This is a genomic window from Paraeggerthella sp., assembly GCF_048427265.1.
Taxonomy (GTDB): domain Bacteria; phylum Actinomycetota; class Coriobacteriia; order Coriobacteriales; family Eggerthellaceae; genus Paraeggerthella; species Paraeggerthella hominis.
Window position 1 is genome coordinate 1 of the sequence record NZ_DBFOSR010000123.1, and the last position, 22483, is coordinate 22483.

Genomic DNA, 22483 nt, shown 5'->3' on the forward strand with positions numbered 1-22483 from the left:
CGAAGGGAAAAACGGGAGGAGGTGGACGCCATGACCGATTTGGCTTTGATTACGGCGGCCGTCGAGCTGATCTCCAGCGTTATCGCGCTCGTCGCGGTAATAATAGAGAAGCTCCCAGTCCGAAAGGATAGGGAGCCCTAAGAAAAAGCCAAACCGCCGAAGCGATTCGAGAGCCGTGGGGAGTTAGCGCTCCCTGCGGCTCGCCATGTAGTATACGTGAAAGCTAACCGTAAACTCAAGCATCGAACAGGCGAATCCACGATGCCCGCACCGCCGTCAATGCCATCAATGCACGGTTCGGGCAACATCGTCCAAAACACGCGAGGCCTCACCGCCAAAAAAAAGCCGCCCTGCACAAGCAGGGCGGCCCAATTGCACAATATCGAGCTTACACCGAGAACGCTTATCCCAGCTCGGCCAGTTGCGCCTCCACGCGAGCCAGCTTGTCGGTCATCTCGGCATGCTTGGCACGGTCTTTCTCCACGATCTCAGGGGCGGCCTTCGCCAAGAAGCCCGGGTTCGACAGCTTCTTGTCCAGTTTGGCGGCATCGGCAGCAAGCTTGGCGCGCTCCTTCTCTAAGCGCTCGCGCTCGGCACCGAAGTCCACCAGGCCCGACAACACGATGTACACCTCAAGGCCCGGCGCCAGCGTCACGCTCGACTCAGCCGGCTTGTTCGCATCGGCTGCGATTTCCAGCGAAGCGGTGGTGCCCATGCCCTCGATCAAACCGCGCTGAGCCTCCAGCAAAGCCACGTCGGCCTCCCCCGCCTTCACGACCACGGCAAGCTCGGTCTTCGGAGAAATACCGTAGCGGGCGCGCGTGGAGCGAATGGCCGAAACCGTTTCCGTCACCATCTGGATGGCACGCTCGGCGTCGGCGTCCACGTACTGCGCAAGCGCCTCCGCATCGGGCCAAGCTGCGCCGATGAGGTACGGAGCCTCGCTCCGATCGATCGGCAGCTGCTGGTAAATCTCCTCGGTCACGAACGGCATGATGGGATGCAGCAGACGCAGCGCCTGGTCAAGCACGAACACCAGGTTGCGCTGGCAGGCCGCGCGATCCTCGGGCGATCCGTTCAGGCGCGCCTTCGAGAACTCGATGTACCAGTCGCAGAACTCGTTCCAGAAAAACGAGTACAGCTCGCGCGTGATCTCGCCGAACTCGAAAGCGCCGTACGCCTTGTCGAGACGCGCCACCAAACCGGCCAAACGCGAGAATATCCAGCGGTCGACCGGCGTCACGGGATCGGGAGCACCGGGTACGTAATCGTCCAGGTTCATCTGCACGAAGCGGGCGGCGTTGCGGATCTTGTTCGCGAAGTTGCGGCTGCTTTCCAGCTTCGCCTCGTTGAACTTGAGGTCCTGAGCACCCGTCACCTGCATAAGCAGGCCGAAGCGCATGCCGTCCGCACCGTAATCCTCCATCAAGCGCAGCGGATCCACGCCGTTGCCGCGGCTCTTCGACATAGGCTTGCCGTCGGCCGCCATAACGGTCGGATGAATGATGACGTGCTCGAACGGAATCTCGTCGCAGCAATACATCGAGGCCATCACCATGCGCGCCACCCACAAGCCCATGATGTCGCGCGCCGTGGACAGCACCTGCGTCGGGTACGCAGCCTTCATCTCCGGAGCGTCCATGCCCTCTTCGGTCCAGCCCATCGTGGCGAAGGGCCACAGCTGCGAGCTGAACCACGTGTCCAGCACGTCCTCGTCCTGACGCACAGGCGCGCCGCACACGGGGCATACGTCCACGTCCTCGACCGATGCGCCCTCCCAGCCGCACGCGTCGCAGTAGAACATGGGAATGCGGTGGCCCCACCACAGCTGACGCGAAATGCACCAGTCCTTGAGGTTGGCCAGCCAATCCAAGTACACCTGCTTCCAGCGTTCGGGATGGAACTGGATGGAACCGTCCTCCACCACGCGCGCCGCGTCCTTCTTGAGGCCGTCGACGGCCACGAACCACTGCTCGGACTCCCACGGCTCCAGCTTCGTGTGGCAGCGGTAGCAGGTCATGACGGAATGGTCGTGGTCCTCCACCTTCTCAAGCAGGCCCAGATCCTCGAACGCGGCCACGATAGCCTCGCGGGCCTCGTCGCGATCCATGCCGCTGAACTGGCCGTAGCCTTCAACCACGTGAGCCGTCTCGTCGAAGATGTTGATGCGCTCAAGACCGTTGCGCTCGCCCATGGCCCAGTCGTTCGGATCGTGCGAAGGCGTGGTCTTCACGCAGCCCGTGCCGAACTCCATGTCCACGTGCCAGTCGGCGAAGATGGGAATCTCGCGACCCACAAGCGGCAGCGTCACCGTCTTGCCCACCAGATGAGCGAAGCGCTCGTCCTTCGGATTCACCGCAACGCCCGTGTCGCCCAGCATGGTCTCGGGGCGGGACGTGGCCACCACCAGGTACTCCAGATCGCCTTCAGGCTGCGTCAAGGGATAGCGCAGGTACCACAGATGACCTGCTTCGTCCACGTACTCGGCCTCGTCGTCGGCAATGGCCGTGGTGCAGTGCGGGCACCAGTTCACGATGCGCTTGCCCTTGTAGATCAAGTCGTCGTTGTACCAATCCACGAACAGCTTGCGCACGGCCTTCACGTAGCCCGGCTCCAGCGTGAAGTGCTCGTCGTCGTAATCGCACGAGCAGCCCATGCCCTTGACCTGGTTCACAATGGTGGTGCCGTACTCTTTGTACCAGTCGTAGCACGCTTCGATGAACGCCTCGCGCCCGATTTCCAAACGGCTGATGCCCTGGTCGGCAAGCTTCTTGTCCACCTTGGTCTGCGTGGAGATGCCCGCATGGTCGGTTCCCAGGATCCAACGCGTGGGCCGTCCCTGCATACGCGCGCGGCGAATGCAGGTGTCCTGGATGGTATCGTTCAGCGCATGGCCCATGTGCAGCACGCCCGTGATGTTCGGCGGCGGAATCACGATGGTGTACGGCTGGCCCTTCTTGGCGCCGAAGCCTTCGCCGCGCTGAAAGTAGCCGGCATCTTTCCACGCCTCGAACAGCGGACGCTCGTGCGCGGCGAAATCGTAGTCGATCTTCTTTCCGTTATCAGCCATGTCGGCTCCCTCATCCTCGCGTCTCTCAAACCGAAAGCGGGCGCGCCGCCTATTCGCGATCCGCCCGCTCGTACCTACCTATACCGTCCGGCGCTAAGCGCTCTGCAGCTGCTCCGCGTCCTCGACCGCCTCGATCTGGGGCTTCGTCTCCCCTGTAATGTCCGTGGCCTGGATGGTCACGCGGGAAAGCCCGTCCTGCTCGGGAAGATCGTACATCACGTCCTGCAGCACGCGCTCGCAGATCGAACGCAAGCCGCGCGCGCCCGTGCCGTGCTCGACGGCCTCGTGCGCAATAGCGCGCAGGGCCTCGGGCTCGAACGTCAGCTCCGACTCCTCGAAATCGAACATCTTCGTGTACTGCTTCACCAGAGCGTTCTTCGGCTCGGTCAGAATGCGCACGAGATCTTCCTCGGAAAGCTCCGAAAGCGACGTGACCACCGGAATGCGTCCCACGAACTCGGGGATCATGCCGTACTTGTTCAGGTCTTCGGGCAGCACCTGAGCCAAAAGCTCGGCTTCGGCCTTCTTCTTGCTCTCGGGCAGCTCGGCGTTGAAGCCCAGGCCCTTCTTGCCCACGCGCTCGGCGATGATGTCGGCCAGGCCGACGAACGCGCCGCCCAGGATGAACAGGATGTTCGTGGTGTCGATATGGATGAGCTCCTGCTGAGGATGCTTGCGGCCGCCCTGGGGCGGAACGCTCGCCTCCGTGCCCTCCACGATCTTCAACAGCGCCTGCTGAACGCCCTCGCCCGACACGTCGCGCGTGATGGACAGGTTCTCGGCCTTGCGCGCCACCTTGTCGATCTCGTCGATGTAGATGATGCCGATCTCGGCGCGCGGAATGTCGAAGTCCGCCGAGGTGATGAGCTTGAGCAGGATGTTCTCAACATCCTCGCCCACGTAGCCGGCCTCGGTCAGCGTAGTGGCGTCCGCGATGGCGAACGGCACCCGCAGCGTGCGGGCCAGCGTCTGCGCCAACAGCGTCTTACCCGAGCCGGTGGGGCCCAGAAGCATGATGTTGCTCTTTGCAAGCTCGACATCGCCGTCTTCGCCGTCGGCGCCCAGGCTGATGCGCTTGTAGTGGTTGTACACCGCCACGGACAAGGCGCGCTTCGCCTGCTCCTGCCCCACCACGTGCTCCGAAAGCTCGGCGTACAGCTGATGCGGGGTCGGCAGGTCGGCCAGCACGTCCTCGGGCGCGGGCTCAGCCGCGACGGGCTCGCCTTGCGCGCCTACGCGGGCATGGCGTCCCGACGCCGCTCGGGACGCCGGCTCCGATCCCTCGGCCTCGAAGCCGGGGACCGTCAAGCCCAAGTCGCGCATCATGGCGTCGGCGCACACGGAAATGCACTCATCGCAAATGTAAATGCCGTTCGGGCCCGAGATCATCGCAGCCACCTGGTGCGGGCGTTTGCCGCAGAAGGCGCATGCAATGTCTTCGGGACTCCGACCGTCGAATTCGTCGTCGCGTCTGTCGTTCATGTATCCTGTTCGCTTCTCTACTCGTTGGAGCCGGGAACCGCGGCGCGCGACGTGGTGATGCGGTCGACCAGACCGTATGCAACCGCCTCTTCCGCCGTCATGTAGTTGTCGCGCTCCGTGTCCTTCTGGATGGTTTCGAGCGTTTGGCCCGTGTTGTCCGCCAAGATCTTGTTCAGGCGGTTGCGGGTTTTCAGCATGAAGTCCGCAACGATGGCGATCTCGGTCTGCTGGCCCTGCGCGCCACCGGACGGCTGGTGGATGAGCACCATGGAGTTCGGCAGGCACAGACGCTTGCCCTTCGCGCCGTTGGACAGCAGCACGGCGCCCATGGAAGCGCACTCGCCCAGGCAGATGGTGGACACATCGCACTTGATGAAGTCCATCGTGTCCAGAATGGCCAGGCCAGCCGTCACGGAACCACCGGGAGAGTTGATGTACAAGGAGATGTCCTTGTCGGGATCGGCGCTCTCAAGATGCAGCAGCTGCGCAACCACGGAGTTCGCCACGTTGTCGTCGATGGCCTCTCCCAAAAAGATGATGCGCTCGTTGAGCAGGCGAGAGTAGATGTCGTAGCTGCGCTCGCCGCGCGGCGACTGCTCGATGACGTAGGGAATCAGCGCTGATTTAGGGGTGATGATGCTCATTGCGTATGCCTCGCTTATCTCTTACGGCCGCTCGGCGGCCCTGCTTGCAGATAGTGCTGTATGCACGTGCCGTATCGTGGTGCAAGGCTAGGGTACCGTATCGTCACCTCGGCCCGCCCGATGTGCACGCAAAAAGCGCGCAATACGGACGGGCCGAGGCACGTGCGATGTTATTCGGCGTCGTCAGCCTTGACCTCGACGGCCTCTTCCTTCTTTTCGGCGGCCTTCTTCGGCGCAGCCTTCTTCTTGGCGGCAGCCTTCTTGGCCGGCTTCTTGCCCTCGTCCTTCTTGGACAGGTCGAGCTCGGTCACCACGGCGGTGTCCATAAGGTCCTTGACGGCCTTCGTGCGCAGAACGCCCTGACGCACCATGTGCAGCTGGCCGTTCGCGCGCCACTCGGCCTGCAGGGCTTCGGGGTTCTCCACGCCGCTCTTCACGAACTCGTCGGTAACTTCCTCGTCGGAAACGCTCATGCCGGCATGGCGAGCCCATGCGTCAAGCGCCAGATCCTGCTTGGCCATGTCGGAAGCCTGCTGCTTCACGTCGGCCTTGAACTGGTCGGGCGTAAGGCCCTGCTGCATAAGGTACACGTCGAAGGTCATGCCCTGCGCCTGCATCTGCTGGAAGAAGTCCTGGATCAGGCTTGCTTCGTTCTCTTCGACCATGCCTGCGGGAACCTCGCCCTCGAGGCGCTCGGAGATCGCGTTGAGGCATGCGTTCTCCTTCAGGCGCGGCATGAGGTCGGCCTTCTGCTGCGTCACGGTCTCGGCGATGCGGGTGCGCAGATCCTCCACGCCCTCGAAGCCCAGCGTCTCCTTGACCCACTCGTCGTTCACTTCCGGCATGATCTTCTTCTTGACGACCTTGACCTCGACCTCGAAGTTGATCTTCTCGGTCTTGCCCTGCAGCGCGGACAGCATGATGGGGGCGTCGGCCGGCATGTCGAGCGTGAACGTTGCGGTCTGACCCTTCTTCAGGCCCACCAGCTGCTCGTCGAACTCAGCCGGGAACAGGCCCGCGCCCAGACCGTAGGGGCGGTTCTCCGTAGTGAGGGAGGGAATGTCCTCGCCCTTGTCGTCGGTGGCCTTCATGGCCAGGTCGATGTAGCTGTCTTCCTTCACCTTCGTGGCGGCGGCAGCATCCTCGTACGTGTAGTAGTGCTCGCACAGAGCCTCGACCTGATCGTCGATCTCCTGCTCGGTCACGCCTTCGGCAGGAAGCTCGATGGCAACCGGCTCGTAGCCGGACAGCTCGAACTCGGGCTTGACGGCGATCGTGAAGGAGAACGTGTAGTCCTTGCCGCTCTCCACCAGGTCCGTGTCCTCGAACTCAGGCTTGGCGATGGGGTACAGATCGCAATCGTCGATGGCGAGAGGATAGGAACCGTTGACCACGTCGTCGGTCACCGTCGCGCGGACGGCTTCCTTGCCCAGAGCGTTGTCGATAACCGGACGCGGGGCCTTGCCCTTGCGGAATCCGGGGAAATTGTACTTGTTGGCGAAGTCCTTGTAGGTCTTCTTGATGCGGGCGTCGACATCCTTAGCATCAACGGTAACGGTCACTTTCGTGCGGTTATCCTGCAATGCCTCAACTTTTGTTTCCACGTAACTATCCTCCATCATTCTTATGTCGCCTATGCGGCTTTCGGCGTGCTTGCCCTGGCGCCCTCGACCGGCCGTTCATCGATCGAAACCGCGTACCGAGCACACCGAGACGGAATTATCGCATATATGGAGCCGTTGAGGAAGAGCGCTTGAAACAGGTTCACGAAGAACCTACCTACCGTCCGTTCGCAACGCGTCCGCAAGATTCGCCTGCGAAGCTTGCGGGCAAGCGCATGAAGCGGCGCGGCGCACGGCGACGCCGGCCGCGGTTTCGCGGGAAAAGCGCGTTGCGGCCGTCCTCGACCGGCAGCCAAGACCGGCGAAGGTTACGGTTGCGTTTCACGCTATCATTGCCGAACGGGTCACGGTATCATGATCGGGAAACGAATCTTAAACGCAGCAGCGGAGGTCCCATGCCCACCATCGATCTCAACCTTTTGCAAGAACGCGAGCTCGAGCGCCTGATCGACTACGAACGCTCGACGTGCACCGTCAACGGCGACCTCGTGTACCGCTGCGCGTTCCCCTACCGCCCCGACGACGATCTGCAAGTGGAGCTTCTCGAGCGCGGCGCGCTGGCCCGCAAAACCGACGAGCGTCGCGGCGCCGTGGTGTGCATCACCTCCGACGGCTACTCCTACTTCCCCGCCAAGCACCAAGAAGAGGTGGAGAAGCAGCGCGCTCACAAACGGGAATCCCGGCTTATCGGCCTGTCCGCCCTTTTCGCCGCGCTGTGCGTGATCACCGGATTTCTCCTAGGGCGATTCCTCGCGTAAAACATCCCCGCAGTCCCTGGTTCCATCGGTGCGCTTTTTTGCTATTATGTTCGGCGTGCGTTCTTGCACGCGCAACGTCGTGCGGGCGTGGCGGAATTGGCAGACGCGCCAGATTTAGGTTCTGGTGGGGAAACTCGTGAAGGTTCAAGTCCTTTCGCCCGCACCACTTGGGGGGAGGCTGCCCTGGGCACCCTCCCCCCAAGTGCATACATAGGACGCGAGCGACTGCGTTGCGCTGAGCCGTTCGCCGGGGAAAGGAATCCGTTCACGATGGAAACGATTAAGAAGATCGGGCGGGCGTGGAACTCCATAAGCCTGATCAAACGCATCTTGGTAGGCCTTGTCATCGGCGCCGCGCTCGGCGTGTTCGCGCCGGGCATCGAGGTGTTCGAGATCTTGGGCACGCTGTTCGTATCCGCCTTGAAAGCCGTTGCCCCCATCCTCGTGTTCTTCTTGGTAATCAGCGCGCTCGCAAACGCGAAAGCGGCCGGATCCATGAAAACGGTCGTGGTGCTGTACGTGGTTGGCACGTTCATCGCCGCGCTCGTGGCCGTGATCGCAAGCTTCCTGTTCCCCGTCGAGCTGACGCTTTCGGCCCCTACGGTCGACCAGAGCTCGCCCACCGGCGTGGGCGAAGTGCTGGGAACCCTTGTCACGAACATCGTGTCCAACCCGGTTGACGCGCTCATCAACGCGAACTACATCGGCATCCTCACCTGGGCCGTGCTGCTGGGCATCGCGCTGCGCGCGGCAACCCAGGGCACCAAAGACGTGTTCACCAGCATATCCGACGCCGTGTCGCAGGTTGTGCGCTGGATCATCTCGCTTGCGCCCTTCGGCATCCTGGGCCTGGTGTACACCTCCGTGAGCGCGAACGGCCTGGAGATCTTCACCGAGTACGGCCAGCTGCTGCTCGTCCTGGTGGGCTGCATGCTGTTCATCGCCTTGGTCACGAACCCCCTCATGGCGTTCTGGGGCATCCGCCAGAACCCCTACCCGCTGGTGTTCCGCTGCCTGAAGGACAGCGGCCTCACGGCGTTCTTCACCCGCAGCTCGGCCGCGAACATCCCGGTCAACATGGAGCTGTGCCGCAAGCTCGGCCTGGACAAGGACAACTATTCGGTGTCCATTCCCCTGGGCGCCACCATCAACATGGCGGGCGCTGCCGTGACCATCTCGGTCATGGCCATGATGGCGGCTCACACCATGGGCATCTCCATCGACCTACCCACCGCCGTCATCCTGAGCGTGCTGTCCGCCGTTTCCGCATGCGGCGCCTCGGGCGTTGCCGGCGGATCGCTGCTGCTCATCCCGCTGGCATGCTCGCTGTTCGGCATCAGCAACGACATTGCCATGCAGGTCGTGGGCATCGGCTTCATCATCGGCGTGGTGCAGGACTCCTGCGAGACCGCGCTCAACTCCTCCTCCGACGTGCTGTTCACCGCCACCGCCGAGTACCGTCAGTGGCGCAAGCAGGGCAAGGAGATCACCTTCGGCGCCGACGAGTTCAGCGAAAACGAAATGGCCTAGCGCCCGTTTCGACTGCACCGCGCAACCACGAAGGCCCCGCCTCCCCGTTCAATTGGGAGGCGGGGCCTTCTGCTTTCAGCCGGATTCAAGAAGGACGCCCGGGGAAGCCGCCCCGATCTCGCGCGCCTACTCGGCCAGACGCGCGAAGAAGTCCTTGCCGTTCTTCTCGATCTCGATGTCGTCCAGATCGGCGACGTAGGACCGGAACTGCGAATAGCCCAAATCCCGCACCTTGAAATCGCGGTACTTGGCGCGGACGCGCTTGGACAGCTCGGACACCGCCACCCCCTCGACGCCGGCGTCGCGGACAAGCTGGCGAACGAACCGATCGGGATTGGACGCGGGGCGCGACGCGGAAGCGCTCGATGCAACCTGATCGGTATCCGCCGTCGCAGCGGGCTGCTGCGACGCGGCGTCCTCGTTTGCGACCTGCTGCGAAGGCCGCTTCTCGGTCGCGTCGTCGCCGGCCGGTCGCGAGCGTTTGGCGCCCCCGCGCCTTCCGCGGCGCACGGGCTTGCGCACGCCCTGCTCGGGCCGGTCCGCAGAAGCATCCGAGGTTTCGGCGTCGGCCGCATCGGCCGCTTCAGGCGCGCTCTCGGCTGCGGGAGCGCTCTCCGGAGCAGGCATCGCCTCATCCGCGGAAACAGGGGCCTCGTCGCTCGAGGAAGGCTGGTCCGACGCCTCCTTGGGCTGGGCGCCTTCGGCACCCCTGCGACGGCGCAGGGAGCGTCGAGCGGGCTTGGCGGCAGGTTCGCTCGCGGTTTCGGCTTCCGGCTTGCCCGCGGCTTCGGAGGCCAAGGCGGTTTCGGATTCCTTCTCGCGATCGGCCGGGGCGGGCTTATGCGCGGGCTTGCCCGCCGATCGGGACGACTTGCGAGCCGGCTCGCTCGTCCCCTCCTTCTCCGCAGGCTTCGAAGCTTCCTTGGCCTCCGTCAGCTCGATGGCAACCGAGCTGCCGTCTTTGATGATCTGAACGCTGCCGAACTCGCCGAGGAGCTTCGTCAGCTGGTTGGTGCCGTAACTGCGCACGTCGAAGTCGGGGTAGCGCTTGAGCAGACGGCTTCCCACCTCGCCCACGCCGGTCGACTTCCCGTTGTTCTGGTTGTCGGTGATGATGTTGACCACGGCCTGCTCGATCTCCTCGATCGAGGGGCCCGTATTCTGCCCGCCTTGAGAATTGCCCTGGTCGCGATGGCCTTTGCCCTTGCCGCCCTTGCCGTTCGAATCCCCCAGCAAAAGCTCGAGCGTGGTGAAGATGTCGCATGCCTTGCGAAAAGCCGTGGGGGTTTTCTTCTCCCCCATGCCGATCACCGTCAGCCCGCTCTCGCGGATGCGGCTGGCCAGGCGCGTGAAGTCGCTGTCGCTCGACACGATGCAGAACCCCTCCACCGAGCGCGTGTACAGGATGTCCATCGCGTCGATGATCATGGCCGAGTCCGTGGCGTTCTTCCCTTGCGTGTACCCGAACTGCTGAATGGGCGTGATCGAGTTTTCCAGAAGCGCGTCCTTCCATTTCGAATGAAGGGTGAGCGTCCAATCGCCGTAGATGCGCTTGTAGGTGACGGTGCCGTATTTGGACAGTTCGTCGGTGATGGGCTTGATGTACTTCGCCGATACGTTGTCGGCATCGATGAGCAATGCGAATCGTTTTTCAGACGATGGCTTTATATCCATAAGTACTCCTTGATGGTAAGGAACGGGCTCGATGCCCCTTCCGCAACGCCGTGCAGCAACGGCTCATTCGCGTATGCATGCCGTCTTGGCGTTCGATGTTGCGCTCATAGTACTCTAAAACCGCACATCAGAAGTAAATTACGAATATCCAGATACAATTTGTCCATATTCCTCTTGCATTCATGGAAAGAAATCCGTATACTTCCTCCTTGCGCCTTGGTGGGTGTAGTTCAGTCGGCTAGAACGCCAGATTGTGGCTCTGGAGGTCGTGGGTTCGAGTCCCATCATCCACCCCAGCGCAAGTTTTTGAAAAAAAGGTCTTGCACGGTCGATCGGAATGCTCTAAAATAGCAAACCGCTTCGCAAGAAAGGCGAGACGCAATAAGGACCGTTAGCTTAGTTGGTAGAGCAGGGGACTCTTAATCCCAAGGTCGTAGGTTCGAATCCTACACGGTCCACCATTTGAATGATAAGCCCCGATCAGGGGCTTTTTTCATGCCCTCTTCCCCGCCTTCGCAAAGGACGCAAACCAGCGCCGTGCGCAGAAAGAATTCCGCGCACGGCGCTTCCGCTATTCCCGGATCAAACGACGCGCGCCCAGATACGTCACAACGAAGTACGCACCGTAGACAACCAAGAACGCACCGGCGCACGTAAGCGCCATCGCGCCGATGTCCAAATGCCCGAACACCGCCACCACGTCCGACACCACGACGAGCGCGCATGCCGAATGAGCCACCGCCAGCAGCAGCGGGAACAAGAAGTACACGAGCACCTGCACGAGCAGCGCCCCGTCGACCATCTTCGAAGAAGCTCCCAACTTGATGCACAAACCGTAGCGGCGCGCGTTGTCGGAGGCCTCGGAAAGCTGCTGGATGGCCAGAATGGCGGCGCACGCGACAACGAGCACGAATCCCAAGTAGATGGCAAGGAAGGCCACCACGGCGGACAGGCTGACGCTTTGGGCGACAACCTCGGACCGTGTGAGCGACAGCGACAAAGGCCACGTATCGGCGTTGTCCGTCTGCGACACGGCGGCCAGCAAGGCTTTGAGACCCCGCTCGTCCTCGTCGGTTGCGCACTGCATGTTCAGCAGCGTTTGAACGATCACGGCCTGCGCCGGAACCTCATCGTCGTTCACGACGACGGTCCCCGTGTTCATGGGAAACGAAGTGGTCATGAGGGATTCCCCCGAAAACACCGCCGCACGAAGCAGTCGGTCGCCCACGGGAACGTCCGTTCCGCGCTCGACGACGCCCCGGTAGAACTCGGCCGTGATGCTGGAATCGCTCACGAGGGCGCACTCCCCCGCCCCCAGCTGCAGCGGCGCCTTGCCGGCCAGCGTTAGAGCCTCGTTTACCTGGGAAAGCTTGCTCACGTATACGGGAAACATCCCGTACTGGGCATTGATCGACGCGCCGGCTGTATCCTTGAGCGACAAGCCGCTCGCCCGCTCCACGTCGGCCACGGTGGTCGCATCGGACGGGTCCACGCATTGGTCGACCTGCGCCGTCCCCTGAACAAGAGCGTCCAAGTCCCCCGCGCCCAGCGCCTTCGCGCTGGCGCGCAGGCCCGCCGCCATATCGAAGCCCTTCGCTGCCGCGTACTGCGCGTACGGCTCGATCGCCGCATCGGCCACGTAGCCGGTATCGGCGCGATACGAACCGAAGACGCTCACGGCGCTGGCACTGTACGCCGTGCCCTTCGCCAGGCCGTCCTCCACGGCGTTGCGTATGCCCACGCCGCCGCACACGCTGGTGATAGCCAAGAACAGCACCAGGCACACGACGGAAAGCGAAGCGAACGTCGTGTTGACCTTGGCTCCCAGCTGGCGCAGCGCGAACATGTTGAGCCCCCGCAAGTACAGCGGGCGGATCATCTGCACGAGCTTCAGCAGGAATCCTGCCAACGCGTAGAAGAACAGCACGGTGCCCACGCACACCAGGACCGCGGCCGCCGCGAATTCAGGGGACGGCTCCAGCAGACCGTTTTCGATCAACAGCTTGTACGATATCCCGATAATGACGAGCGACACCGCGAACAGCGCAAGCGACAGCGGCAGGCTGCGCAGCTTCATCTCCTCGTGCACGCTTTCCGCCTTCATAAGGTCGACAAGCCGCGTACGCGACACCGAGCGCGCGTTCAGCAGCGCCGCAAGAACGAAAACAGCCCCGAACACCGCAATAGCCTGGATGAAGGCGTCGACGGAGAACACGAAGGAAAACCCTGCGGAGCCGGCCACATCGGCTTGGAACATGAGCGACGTGAGCTGCAGCAAAAGCTGCGAGATCGCCACGCCCAGGGCAAGGCCGGCCGCAAGGGACGCCGCGCCCGCGGCAAGCGACTCCAAAAGCACAATCCCCACCACGTCCGACGTGCTCATGCCCAGCGCCAGGTACAAGCCGAATTCCCGTTTGCGACGCTTGATGAGAAACCGGTTCGCGTACACCACCAGAAACACCAGAACGAACGCGACCAGCACCGACGCCCCTGAAATAACCATGCCCAGAAGTTCGAACATCGCATCCCCGGATTCCGAGAACGCCAGCACCCCGCGCTGGGCCGACATCGAGTTGAACGCGTAGAACACGGCCACGCCCAGCAGCACGGTAAGGAAGTACACCCCGAAATCGCGAACCGACTTGCGCACGTTTCCCAGGGCAAGCTTAACCAACATGGGAAGCCTCCTTGTCTGCGGAATCGAAATGCTGCCCATCGCCGCCCATGGAGGCGACGACGTCCACGATGCTGCGGTAAAACGCGGCGCGCGTGGATCCCTTCCGATGCAGCTCGCCGAACAACGATCCGTCCTTGATGAGCACGATGCGCGAGCAGTAGCTTGCCGAAAGGGAGTCGTGCGTAACCATCAGAATGGTCGACCCCGATCGGTTCAAGCGCTCGAGCGACTCCAGAAGCTGCCGAGCCGACTTCGAATCGAGCGACCCCGTAGGCTCGTCGGCCAGAATCAAGCTGGGGTCGCCCACGGTGGCGCGCGCCGCCGCCACGCGCTGCTTCTGGCCGCCGGACAGCTGGTAGGGATACTTGGCAAGCACGTCGTCAACGCCGAGCACGGCAGCCGCCTGTCGCACGCGGGCCTCGATCTGCCGCGCAGGCGCCTTCTGGATCGTCAAAGCCAAAGCGATGTTCTCGAACGCGGTCAGCGTATCCAGCAAGTTGGAATCCTGGAAGATGAAACCCAGGTCGTTGCGGCGAAACCGAGCGAGCTCCCCGCCGTGCAGCGATCCCACGTCGCGCCCGTTCACCACGATGTGACCGCTGGTAGGGGCATCGATGGTGGCCACGCAGTTCAGCAGCGTGGACTTGCCCGAGCCGCTCGGCCCCATGATGCCCACGAACTCTCCGCGCGACACGGCGAAGCTAACGCGGTCGAGCGCCTGCGTGACATTGGCGTCCGAACGTTTTCCTTTCTGGCCGCCGTAACGTTTGCTCGCGTTGCGGACCTCGACCACAAGAGGCGTCGGTTGAAATGCAGCGTGTTCTGCTGGCATGGCTTTCCACTCCTTCGATTTTCAATGCGTTCATGAGCGAAAACCACGATACCCGCCCCGCCTTACGCCCTCCCTTCCCGCTCCTTGCAGGTTCCTTGCATTGCCTTGCGACTGCCTTACAAGAGCGAAGGAAACCGTCCCGTCTCGAAGGGTTTATGGGATACTGGGCAAGAAGAGGAAGGAGCCGCCGTGAGCTTTGCCCACGAATTCGGAATCGCAGGAGACGCCCTGCACGACAAGCGGATCCTGCTTGTCGACGACGAGCAGGAATTGGCCAGCATGGTTGCCGCCATCTTGCACAGGGCGGGATTCCGCGCCGTGGAAACGGCTCATTGCGCAAGCGAGGCGCTGCGCATCATCGACGCGCGCGCAACGTCGCCCGACACCGCCTGCCAGCTGTTCGTCCTCGACATCATGATGCCGGGCATGAACGGGTTCGACCTGCTCGCGCGCATTCGAGAGCGCCCCGCCCACGCATCCACGCCCGCACTGTTCCTTTCGGCCAAAGACGAGCCCTTCGACCGCGTGAACGGCCTGTCGCTGGGGGCCGACGACTACGTCACGAAGCCGTTTCTTCCCCAGGAGCTGGTCCTGCGCATCGCAGCCCTGCTGCGTCGATGTTACGCCGCGGAAAGCCCGGTGCTCGAGCTTGCGGCAAGTCGCGTGAACCTCACGACGGCCGAAGTCGAGCGAGCCGACGGAACGACCGTCCAGCTCACCGCCAAAGAGCACGAGATCCTGAGCGTGCTTGCGCGCAACGCCGGCCGCATCATCACCATCGACGCGCTCTGCGAAGCATGCTGGGGAACGTCCTTCGGCTACGACAACTCGCTCATGGCCCACATTCGCCGACTGCGCGAGAAGATCGAAGCGGACCCGTCCGCGCCCGCTTCGCTGGTGACGGTGCGCGGCCTTGGGTACAAGCTGGTGAAACGCTGAGCATGGCTGCCTCGAAACACGAACGCCGACGCCCGCGCCCCGAGGGGTTCGCGCGATTCTTCACGAAGCAGCTGCTTCTCTTCGTAGCCTGCGCGCTGCTTGTCATCGTGGTCGACCTGGCGCTGTACATCGTCATCGCCTTTCAAGAATCGAACGCCAACTTCAACACCGGATCGCCGGCATCGCTCGTGCGCACGGTGGACGAGCAGCTTGCGCGCACGGACGATGGCACGTTCTCGCTTGAAGAAGAGGCGTCGCTGCAGTTGGCGAGCAAAGGCGCTTGGGGCCTGCTCGTCGACGAGGGCGGTACGGCGATCTGGTCCCAAAACCTGCCCGCGGACGTTCCCCGCTCGTACTCCCTGAACGACATCGCGATAGCATCGCACTACGCAGCCATCGCCGACTACCCCGCGTTCTTCTGGGATCGAAGCGACGGCCTGTTGATCGTAGGCCTGCCGAAGGGCGAGTTCTGGACGATGTCGCTCACCTACCCCGCTTCGACGATGCGCAATCTTCCGCTGTACATCCTGACCATATTCGCAGTGGACGTCGGCATCCTGTTCTTGCTGTACGCCCTGTCCCGTCGGCGAACCCAAAACGCCGTCGGCCCCATAGCAGACGCGCTCGACAAGCTGTCAGAAGGAAAATCGGCCCAGGTGGACCTCAAGGGCGACCTGCAAGGAATCGGACGGCAGATCACCGAGACGTCGGCGCTCATCGAGCAAAAAGACGCCGCGCGGGCGAACTGGATACGCGGCGTGTCGCACGACATCCGCACGCCGCTTTCGATGATCCTGGGATATGCCGACGGCATCGCGCAGGACGAGGAAGCGCCGGACGATGCGCGCGCGAGGGCACGCATCATACGCGCGCAGGGCCTGAGGATCAAGGACCTGGTCACCGACCTCAACACCGCATCGCTTTTGGACTACGCCGCCCAACCGCTCAACCTGGAGCGCGTACGCCTTTCGAAGCTTCTGCGCACCGTCATCGCCGCGCACATGAACGCCCAGATCGACGACGCGCACCCGGTAGACCTGCACGTCGATGAGCGCGCAGCCGACGCGACGGTTCTCGGCGACGAGCGCTTGCTGACGCGCGTGGTGGAAAACGCCCTGGCCAACGCACGGCTGCACAACGAAGCGGGCTGCCGCATACGCGTATCGCTCGCGCTTTTGAACAGGGAGGCGAACTGCGCCGTCATCCGCATTGCCGACGACGGCGCGGGCGTGACGCGCGACGAGCTGGCGGCCCTCGAAGCGCGCCTGGCGCGCTCGCGCACGGCGCGAAGCGCGGCGGGATCGTACGGAGAAGAGCACGGCTTGGGGCTTGCACTGGCAGATCGTATCGTCCGAGCGCACGGCGGCTCGCTTTCCCTGGAAAGCGAGCCTGCACACGGGTTCACCGTGAAACTCATGCTTCCGATTACCGAACCCAAAGCAGGTTCCGCAACGTAAGCGCTGCGGAACAGGAAGCCGCTGTCAAAACGGACGAGTTTTGCGGCGGTTTTCACCCTTCCAAGAGGGCTCGCTCCGCACGTGGTTTTTATTTTCCCAGGTCAGACGAACGGAACTTCGAATTATCCTGGTTCGAGGACCAGCAAAACTCGATCGTTTTGACACGACGGGCGAAACGCGTGCGCAAAACGGGCGCGATGGGGAGAGACGCCGGGCAGACGGGACGCGCGGCGCGAGGCGCCAGGCTGGACACAACGCGCGGCGCGAGGCGCAGGCTGGACGCAACGCGCGGCGCGGAACGAAGCAACCCCGCCCCTAGCACTCCCCCTGCACGCCTATGCCGATCAGGCCAGGACCGGTATGCACCACGAGAACCGGGCTGATCTGCCCCTCGTACCACGACTGCACGCCGCTCATCCGCGATGCAAGCTCGGCCTTCACCTCGACCGCCTCGTCCGCCGCATCCCCGTTCACCACGGCAACCGTGCTGCGAGGGAACTTCGCAGCGAACTCCTCGACGCACTGCATGGCCTTCTTGAGCGACTGCCGACGCCCCTTGGCCTTCGTAACGGTATAGTATACGCCCGCTTCGTTGCAGCTGATCACGGGACGCATGTCGAGCAAGCTGCCCACGCGGTAGGTCACCTCGCCGATGCGGCCGCCCTTGCGCAGGTACTCAAGCGTGTCGACGCAGAAGTACACCCTCGTATTCTTCGCTATCTGGTCGCCTTCGCGCTTGATGTCCTCGAACGACGCGCCCTCGGCCAGCCTTCGCGCAATTGCAAGAGCAACCAGGCCCGCGCCCATCCCGATGTTCTTCGTGTCGACCAAGCAGCAATCAAGCTCCGGCATTCCCGTCGAAAGCGAGCGCATCAACTCGTACGTAGCGGAAAGCCCGCTCGAAATGGTCACGATAACCGCGCGATCGTACCCGTCGGCCACCACGCGCTCGAGCACGTTTCGCGCAACGGCGGGAGTAGGCGTAGACGTTGTGGGAATTTCCTGAGAGAAGCGATCGTACACCTCTTGAGGAGTGATGGTCACCTTGTCCAAAAACGATTCGTGTTCGTAGTTCACCTGCAAAGGGACCACGTACATGCCGTACCGGTCGATATCCTCGGGAGGAACGTCGGTGCAGGAATCCACCACGAGCGCTATACGGCTTGCATTCATACTATCCTTCTTTCAAAGTTTCAATAGCTTTATGATATGGTTTTCATTACTAGATTATAAGGAGCATAGCACCGTGTCAAGCAACAACGAAGATTGACTGACCCCGTACGGATTGTTATTCTCATTCGTACGAATACCGTGGAAAGGAATCCATGAACCCTTCATCCATCAGCATGTCGCCCTACGCGCAAAAACTCGTCAACCTGCGCTTGCCGCGATACCAGGAGATACCCCGCATCGACCTGTACATGGACCAGCTCATCGGATACCTCGAGGAAACGCTCGCCCCGCTCTACCAGGAACACGAGAAGATCATCACGCGTTCCATGGTGAACAACTACGTGAAGCAGGGGGTCCTCTCGTCGGCTTCAGGCAAGAAGTACACGCGCTCCCATGTTGCGTACCTCATCGTTATATGCACGCTCAAGCAAACGTTCTCGATCGCCGAAATCGACCGCCTCATTCGCATGCAGATCGCAAGCTTCGACACGCATGTGGCCTACGATTACTATTGCGACGCGTTCGAAGCGGCGCTCGAAGCCCTGTTCTCCGCCGAACCCACCAGCCCGGCAGGCCTTACAAGCGGCGCGAACAAGGGAGACTTCGAACGGGACCTCGTGCTTTCAACAACATCGGCCATCGCCTACACCCTCTACGTGAAGGCAAGCATCTTGGCCACCGACGCCGCCGCACGTTAGGGCGCGCGCGAAGGACGCAAAACCCGACTTCCCAGCTTTCCGTTGAAATCGCGTGAAACATCGCCGTTGCGCCTATAAGGGTGACCTTATCCCGATACAATAAGGCGACCCGTTCGCTACAACGCAAGGAGATCGCCACGTGGAAGCCCTCATGTTCGCTCTACTCATGTTGGCAGCCGTCCTCGTATCCTCCATCATAGACCAGCTTGTCCCCAAGGTATCCTCCCCTCTTATCCAAATTGGACTAGGCCTGATCATCGCCGTGGTCGCAGGCGGTCAGATCGACATCCTGTTCGACGAAGCCGATTTGTTCTTAGTTCTGTTCATCGCCCCGCTGCTCTACGACGAAGCGAAAAGCGTCGACAAAGCGGCGCTCTGGCGCAACAAAAGGCCCGTCGTCTCGCTCGCCATCGGACTGGTGGTGGTCACGGCTCTGGTGGTCGGCTTTGCGGTCAACTGGGTCGTACCTTCCATCAGCTTAGCCGCCGCTTTCGCCCTGGGCGCCGCCCTGGGCCCCACCGACGCCGTTGCCGTCGCCTCGCTTTCCAAGGAAACCGACATCTCGCCCCGCGCCAAGAGCATTCTGGAAGGGGAATCGCTCATCAACGACGCATCGGGCATCGTTGCCTTCCAGTTCGCGCTGGCCGCAGCCGTTACCGGCACGTTCTCCCTGGTCAACGCAACCGTCGAGTTCCTGTTCTCTTTTTTGGGAGGCATTTTCATCGGCATAGCGCTGGGCTACCTGGGCAACTTCATCGTGCGCAAAGTGCGCTCCTGGGGCCTGGAGAACACCACATTCCACGTGCTGTTCGAGGTGTTCACGCCCTTCATCGTGTACCTGGTAGCCAACCAGGTGGGCGCGAGCGGCATTTTGGCAGTGGTCGCAGCAGGACTGGTGAACGTCATATCCCCCCGCACGCTGGGGCCTTCGATATCGCGCATGAACATCGTTTCGGCCAGCGTCTGGCAGGTGCTGTCCTTCACCCTTAACGGGATCGTGTTCGTTCTCTTGGGCACGCAGCTTCCCCGCGCCATGCAGCAGACCTGGGCTAACGTGTACATCGACAACGGCTTGCTCATATCCTATGTCCTGGGCATCACGCTCATACTCATCGCAGTGCGCTTCGTATGGATTCTCATCATGGAGCGCTCGCGAAGCCGCAAAGGCAAAAACAAGGAAGACGGCACGGCGAAGCAGCGCAGGCTATCGAAAACCGATATGCTATCGGCGGCCATCATGACGCTGGCAGGTCCAAAAGGAACCATCACGCTCGCCGTCATCCTCACGCTGCCGCGCGCCATCCCGCAGCAACAGCTCATCATGTTCCTGGCATGCGGCGTCATCGTGGTCACGCTTCTGCTGGCTACGTTCGTGGTTCCCCTGCTAGCTCCGCGCAAGCCGACCACCGAAGAAGATCAGCGCTGCGACGAAACGCAGGTGAGCCTCGAGATCCTGCGCAACGTCATCGAGGAGTTGTCGGCTCGCCAAACACCCGAGAACCGCGCTGCCACGCAAATGGTCATCCATTCTTACAACGACCGCATTGCGCGCATCAAAGAGCAGCACAACATCGACGACGAGCCGAACCTCGAGCTGCGCCTGAAAACGCTGCGCTGGGAACAGGAATTCGTCTTCGAGCTCATCGAGCATGAGGAAACGTATCCTTTGGTAGGCTACCAGTACTTAAGCCGGCTCTCGCATATAGAGAACCTTCTGCGCCACCACGCCGATCATTGGTCGCCGCAAAGGGCCGCCTTGCGCATGCGCACAGCGCTGAGGTCCGGATGGTATCGGTTCGTGCAGGGCATGCCCGGAGCGAATCTGACCGAAACCGCGCAGGCCATCCGCGATCTGCAGATACGGTCGTGCGAATTCGTCATCGAGAAGCTGCAAGGGGAAATGGCTCCCGGCGTATCGGAGGAAAACGCCGAGGACCTATCGTCTCTGCTCCTGGAGTACCAGCGCACGTTGAGCGCATTGCGCTCGAAAGCCCCCTCCATCACGGCCATAACCAGCACGGCGGATGCCGCGGTCGACATCAAGCGACTTGGACTGCACCTGGAGCTGGAGCAAATACAAACGCGCTACGAGGAAGACGACCTGTGCCGCGCCACCGCGAAGCGCCTGCGCGAGAACGTGTACCTTATGCAGATCGACCTCGAAGACAACGTGTAACGCGCGAAGCACGGTTTTCGCAGCCTCGCTCCGCACCGCAACGCTCCCCTGCATAAAAAGGCCCGCAAGCTCTGCGACGAGCTTGCGGGCCTTTCCGTGTGCCGTATGAGCAGGAAGCGTTACATCTTGGCCGGAGCGCTCACGCCCAGCAGACCCAGCGTGGTCGCCAAAACAATGCGAGTCGCATCGGCAAGCGCCAGACGCGCGTTCTGAACGGCCTCGTCCTCGCCGATGATGTGGCAGTTGGTGTAGAACGAATGGAACAACGCCGCCAGATCCTGAGCGTAATGCGTCAGGCGGAACGCAGCGCGATCGCGCGCAGCCTGCGACACCAGGTCGGCGAAATCGTCCATCTTGCGCATAAGGGCCAACTCGGACTCGTGCGTCAACGGGGACAGGTCCACGCCCGCAGGCACGACCTTAGCCGCCAGCTCGTCCATGGAAAGCTCGCCGGCCTCGGCGGCAGCCGCGTCGGCGGCGTCGGCGGCCTTGCGCAGGATGGAGCATATACGCGCATGAGCGTACTGCACGTAGTACACCGGGTTGGAAGCGTCCTTCTTCTTCGCCACCTCGATGTCGAAGTCGATGGGCTGATCGGAAGAGCGCGACAGCATCAGGTAACGCGTCGCGTCCACGCCCACCTCGTCGATGAGCTCCTCGAACGTGATCATCTCGCCGGTACGCTTGGACATACGAACGGCTTCGCCGTCGCGGAACAGGTTCACCAGCTGGCCGAGCATGATCTCGAGCGCGCCGGGACGGCCCCACGCCGCAAGCATGGCCTCGCAACGGGCGATGTAGCCATGATGGTCGGCGCCCCAGATGTTGATCAGGTGGTCGAAACCGCGCTCAAGCTTGTTGTAGTGGTAGGCAACGTCGCTCATGAAGTACGTGTACTCGCCGTTCGCCTTGATCAGCACGCGGTCCTTCTCGTCGTCGAACGCGCTCGACTTGAACCACGTGGCCCCGTCCTGCTCGTAGATGTAGCCCTTCTCGCTCATGGCCTTCAGGCTGCGGTCCACGGCGCTTTCGCCCGACTCGTCCTTCACGTACAGGGAGCGCTCCGAGAACCAGCAATCGAACGTGGTGCCGAAACGACCGGTCACGCGATGCTGCTCGGCGAGCATCATCTGGTAAGCGCGCTCGCGGAAGTTCTCCATGCGCTCCTGCGGATCGGCGTCAAGCCAGACGTCGCCGTCCTCGTCGATGATGACCTGCGCGATGTCGTTCACGTAGGAACCGGCATAGCAAGCCTCAGGCATTTCGACGTCGCGACCGAGGATCTGCTGATAGCGCACGGCCACGGATTCGCCGAAGTTGTCCATCTGCGTGCCGGCGTCGTTGATGTAGAACTCCTCGTACACATCGTAGCCGGCATGGCGCATCACGCGCGCCGTGGCATCGCCCAAAGCAGCCCAACGGCCATGTCCCACGTGCATGGGACCCGTGGGGTTGGCGGAGATGTACTCGAGGTTAATGTAGCGCTGACCCTCGGGGATGAACCCGTGACCGAAGCCTTCCTTCTCCTCGCGCACCTGGGAAACAACGCCCTGAAGCACGGTGGAGGACAGGCGGAAGTTGATGAAGCCGGGGCCGGCGATCTCGGCGGAGGCGATAATGCCGTTCTCCGGAAGATGGTCGACAATGATCTGAGCGATCTCGCGGGGGTTCTTCTTAGCCTGCTTGGCGGAACGCATGGCTACGGTGGAGGCCCAGTCACCGTTGCTCTCGTCGCGCGGGCGCTCCAGCGC

15 protein-coding genes and 3 tRNA genes are annotated in these 22483 nt (G+C 62.2%); 9 read left to right on the forward strand and 9 right to left on the reverse strand.

The window, feature by feature from the left end; genetic code table 11:
* Nucleotides 1-403: 403 nt before the first annotated feature.
* The 4 genes from ACMNI9_RS10990 to tig all read right to left on the reverse strand — a co-directional run bounded on the left by ACMNI9_RS10990 (nucleotide 404) and on the right by tig (nucleotide 6800).
* Nucleotides 404-3070: a valine--tRNA ligase gene (locus tag ACMNI9_RS10990; protein WP_225748962.1), complete on the reverse strand. Its 2667-nt coding sequence runs from the start codon at nucleotides 3068-3070 to the stop codon at nucleotides 404-406.
* A 93-nt stretch (nucleotides 3071-3163) separates the two neighbouring features.
* Nucleotides 3164-4552, reverse strand: a complete 1389-nt coding sequence (gene clpX, locus ACMNI9_RS10995; protein WP_418832108.1) for an ATP-dependent Clp protease ATP-binding subunit ClpX — start codon at nucleotides 4550-4552, stop codon at nucleotides 3164-3166.
* Between the two features lie 17 nt (nucleotides 4553-4569).
* Nucleotides 4570-5196, reverse strand: coding sequence for an ATP-dependent Clp protease proteolytic subunit (locus tag ACMNI9_RS11000; protein ID WP_114567971.1), 627 nt, complete (start codon nucleotides 5194-5196; stop codon nucleotides 4570-4572).
* A 170-nt stretch (nucleotides 5197-5366) separates the two neighbouring features.
* The gene (gene tig / locus ACMNI9_RS11005; protein ID WP_225748960.1) at nucleotides 5367-6800 is read right to left on the reverse strand and encodes a trigger factor; all 1434 of its coding nucleotides are present in this window, start codon (nucleotides 6798-6800) and stop codon (nucleotides 5367-5369) included.
* A 413-nt stretch (nucleotides 6801-7213) separates the two neighbouring features.
* Here tig and ACMNI9_RS11010 point away from each other — a divergent pair, with 413 nt between their 5' ends.
* From ACMNI9_RS11010 to sstT, 3 genes are all read left to right on the forward strand, one after another.
* A complete protein-coding gene (locus ACMNI9_RS11010) occupies nucleotides 7214-7576 on the forward strand; it encodes a hypothetical protein (protein WP_114567973.1) in 363 nt (120 codons plus the stop codon).
* 81 nt (nucleotides 7577-7657) lie between these two features.
* A tRNA-Leu gene (locus tag ACMNI9_RS11015) sits at nucleotides 7658-7742 on the forward strand.
* Between the two features lie 104 nt (nucleotides 7743-7846).
* The gene (gene sstT / locus ACMNI9_RS11020; protein ID WP_114567974.1) at nucleotides 7847-9106 is read left to right on the forward strand and encodes a serine/threonine transporter SstT; all 1260 of its coding nucleotides are present in this window, start codon (nucleotides 7847-7849) and stop codon (nucleotides 9104-9106) included.
* A gap of 126 nt (nucleotides 9107-9232) precedes the next feature.
* Here the strand turns inward: sstT and ACMNI9_RS11025 are convergent, their stop codons facing one another.
* Nucleotides 9233-10780, reverse strand: coding sequence for an NYN domain-containing protein (locus ACMNI9_RS11025; RefSeq protein ID WP_418832112.1), 1548 nt, complete (start codon nucleotides 10778-10780; stop codon nucleotides 9233-9235).
* A 219-nt stretch (nucleotides 10781-10999) separates the two neighbouring features.
* Here ACMNI9_RS11025 and ACMNI9_RS11030 point away from each other — a divergent pair.
* Together ACMNI9_RS11030 and ACMNI9_RS11035 are read left to right on the forward strand one after the other, a co-directional pair.
* Nucleotides 11000-11076 (forward strand) — tRNA-His (locus ACMNI9_RS11030).
* An 89-nt stretch (nucleotides 11077-11165) separates the two neighbouring features.
* Nucleotides 11166-11241, forward strand: a tRNA-Lys gene (locus ACMNI9_RS11035).
* Nucleotides 11242-11351: 110 nt separating this feature from the next.
* Here the strand turns inward: ACMNI9_RS11035 and ACMNI9_RS11040 are convergent.
* Entirely contained in the window at nucleotides 11352-13457 is a 2106-nt protein-coding gene (locus ACMNI9_RS11040) for an FtsX-like permease family protein (RefSeq protein ID WP_418832115.1), read from the reverse strand.
* Complete coding sequence (locus ACMNI9_RS11045; RefSeq protein ID WP_225748957.1) at nucleotides 13447-14289, reverse strand: ABC transporter ATP-binding protein; 843 nt, start codon at nucleotides 14287-14289, stop codon at nucleotides 13447-13449. Before ACMNI9_RS11045 ends, ACMNI9_RS11040 begins: the two co-directional genes overlap by 11 nt.
* A gap of 213 nt (nucleotides 14290-14502) precedes the next feature.
* On the opposite strand from ACMNI9_RS11045, the gene ACMNI9_RS11050 reads away from it, so the two are divergent.
* Entirely contained in the window at nucleotides 14503-15228 is a 726-nt protein-coding gene (locus ACMNI9_RS11050; RefSeq protein ID WP_370632838.1) for a response regulator transcription factor, read from the forward strand.
* 2 nt (nucleotides 15229-15230) lie between these two features.
* Nucleotides 15231-16685, forward strand: coding sequence for a sensor histidine kinase (locus ACMNI9_RS11055; protein WP_418832118.1), 1455 nt, complete (start codon nucleotides 15231-15233; stop codon nucleotides 16683-16685).
* A gap of 315 nt (nucleotides 16686-17000) precedes the next feature.
* On the opposite strand, the gene ACMNI9_RS11060 is transcribed toward ACMNI9_RS11055, so the two are convergent.
* Entirely contained in the window at nucleotides 17001-17858 is an 858-nt protein-coding gene (locus ACMNI9_RS11060) for a DegV family protein (RefSeq protein ID WP_225748954.1), read from the reverse strand.
* A gap of 152 nt (nucleotides 17859-18010) precedes the next feature.
* Here ACMNI9_RS11060 and ACMNI9_RS11065 point away from each other — a divergent pair, with 152 nt between their 5' ends.
* On the forward strand, nucleotides 18011-18556 hold the full coding sequence (locus tag ACMNI9_RS11065) for a DUF1836 domain-containing protein (protein ID WP_114567981.1): 546 nt from the start codon (nucleotides 18011-18013) through the stop codon (nucleotides 18554-18556).
* Nucleotides 18557-18695: 139 nt separating this feature from the next.
* On the forward strand, nucleotides 18696-20732 hold the full coding sequence (locus ACMNI9_RS11070; protein WP_225748952.1) for a cation:proton antiporter: 2037 nt from the start codon (nucleotides 18696-18698) through the stop codon (nucleotides 20730-20732).
* Nucleotides 20733-20851: 119 nt separating this feature from the next.
* Here the strand turns inward: ACMNI9_RS11070 and argS are convergent.
* Nucleotides 20852-22483 (reverse strand): arginine--tRNA ligase (argS, locus tag ACMNI9_RS11075; protein WP_418832122.1); only part of this gene is annotated, 1632 nt, incomplete at its 5' end.

Bases quoted from the DNA above. Each gene is read 5' to 3' on its own strand.
- ACMNI9_RS11045 (WP_225748957.1), bottom strand. From the start codon at position 14,289: ATGCCAGCAGAACACGCTGCATTTCAACCGACGCCTCTTGTGGTCGAG.
- ACMNI9_RS11040 (WP_418832115.1), bottom strand. From the start codon at position 13,457: ATGTTGGTTAAGCTTGCCCTGGGAAACGTGCGCAAGTCGGTTCGCGAT.
- ACMNI9_RS11025 (WP_418832112.1), bottom strand. From the start codon at position 10,780: ATGGATATAAAGCCATCGTCTGAAAAACGATTCGCATTGCTCATCGAT.
- ACMNI9_RS11065 (WP_114567981.1), top strand. From the start codon at position 18,011: ATGAACCCTTCATCCATCAGCATGTCGCCCTACGCGCAAAAACTCGTC.
- ACMNI9_RS10990 (WP_225748962.1), bottom strand. From the start codon at position 3,070: ATGGCTGATAACGGAAAGAAGATCGACTACGATTTCGCCGCGCACGAG.
- ACMNI9_RS11055 (WP_418832118.1), top strand. From the start codon at position 15,231: ATGGCTGCCTCGAAACACGAACGCCGACGCCCGCGCCCCGAGGGGTTC.
- clpX (WP_418832108.1), bottom strand. From the start codon at position 4,552: ATGAACGACAGACGCGACGACGAATTCGACGGTCGGAGTCCCGAAGAC.
- ACMNI9_RS11060 (WP_225748954.1), bottom strand. From the start codon at position 17,858: ATGAATGCAAGCCGTATAGCGCTCGTGGTGGATTCCTGCACCGACGTT.
- ACMNI9_RS11010 (WP_114567973.1), top strand. From the start codon at position 7,214: ATGCCCACCATCGATCTCAACCTTTTGCAAGAACGCGAGCTCGAGCGC.
- ACMNI9_RS11000 (WP_114567971.1), bottom strand. From the start codon at position 5,196: ATGAGCATCATCACCCCTAAATCAGCGCTGATTCCCTACGTCATCGAG.
- sstT (WP_114567974.1), top strand. From the start codon at position 7,847: ATGGAAACGATTAAGAAGATCGGGCGGGCGTGGAACTCCATAAGCCTG.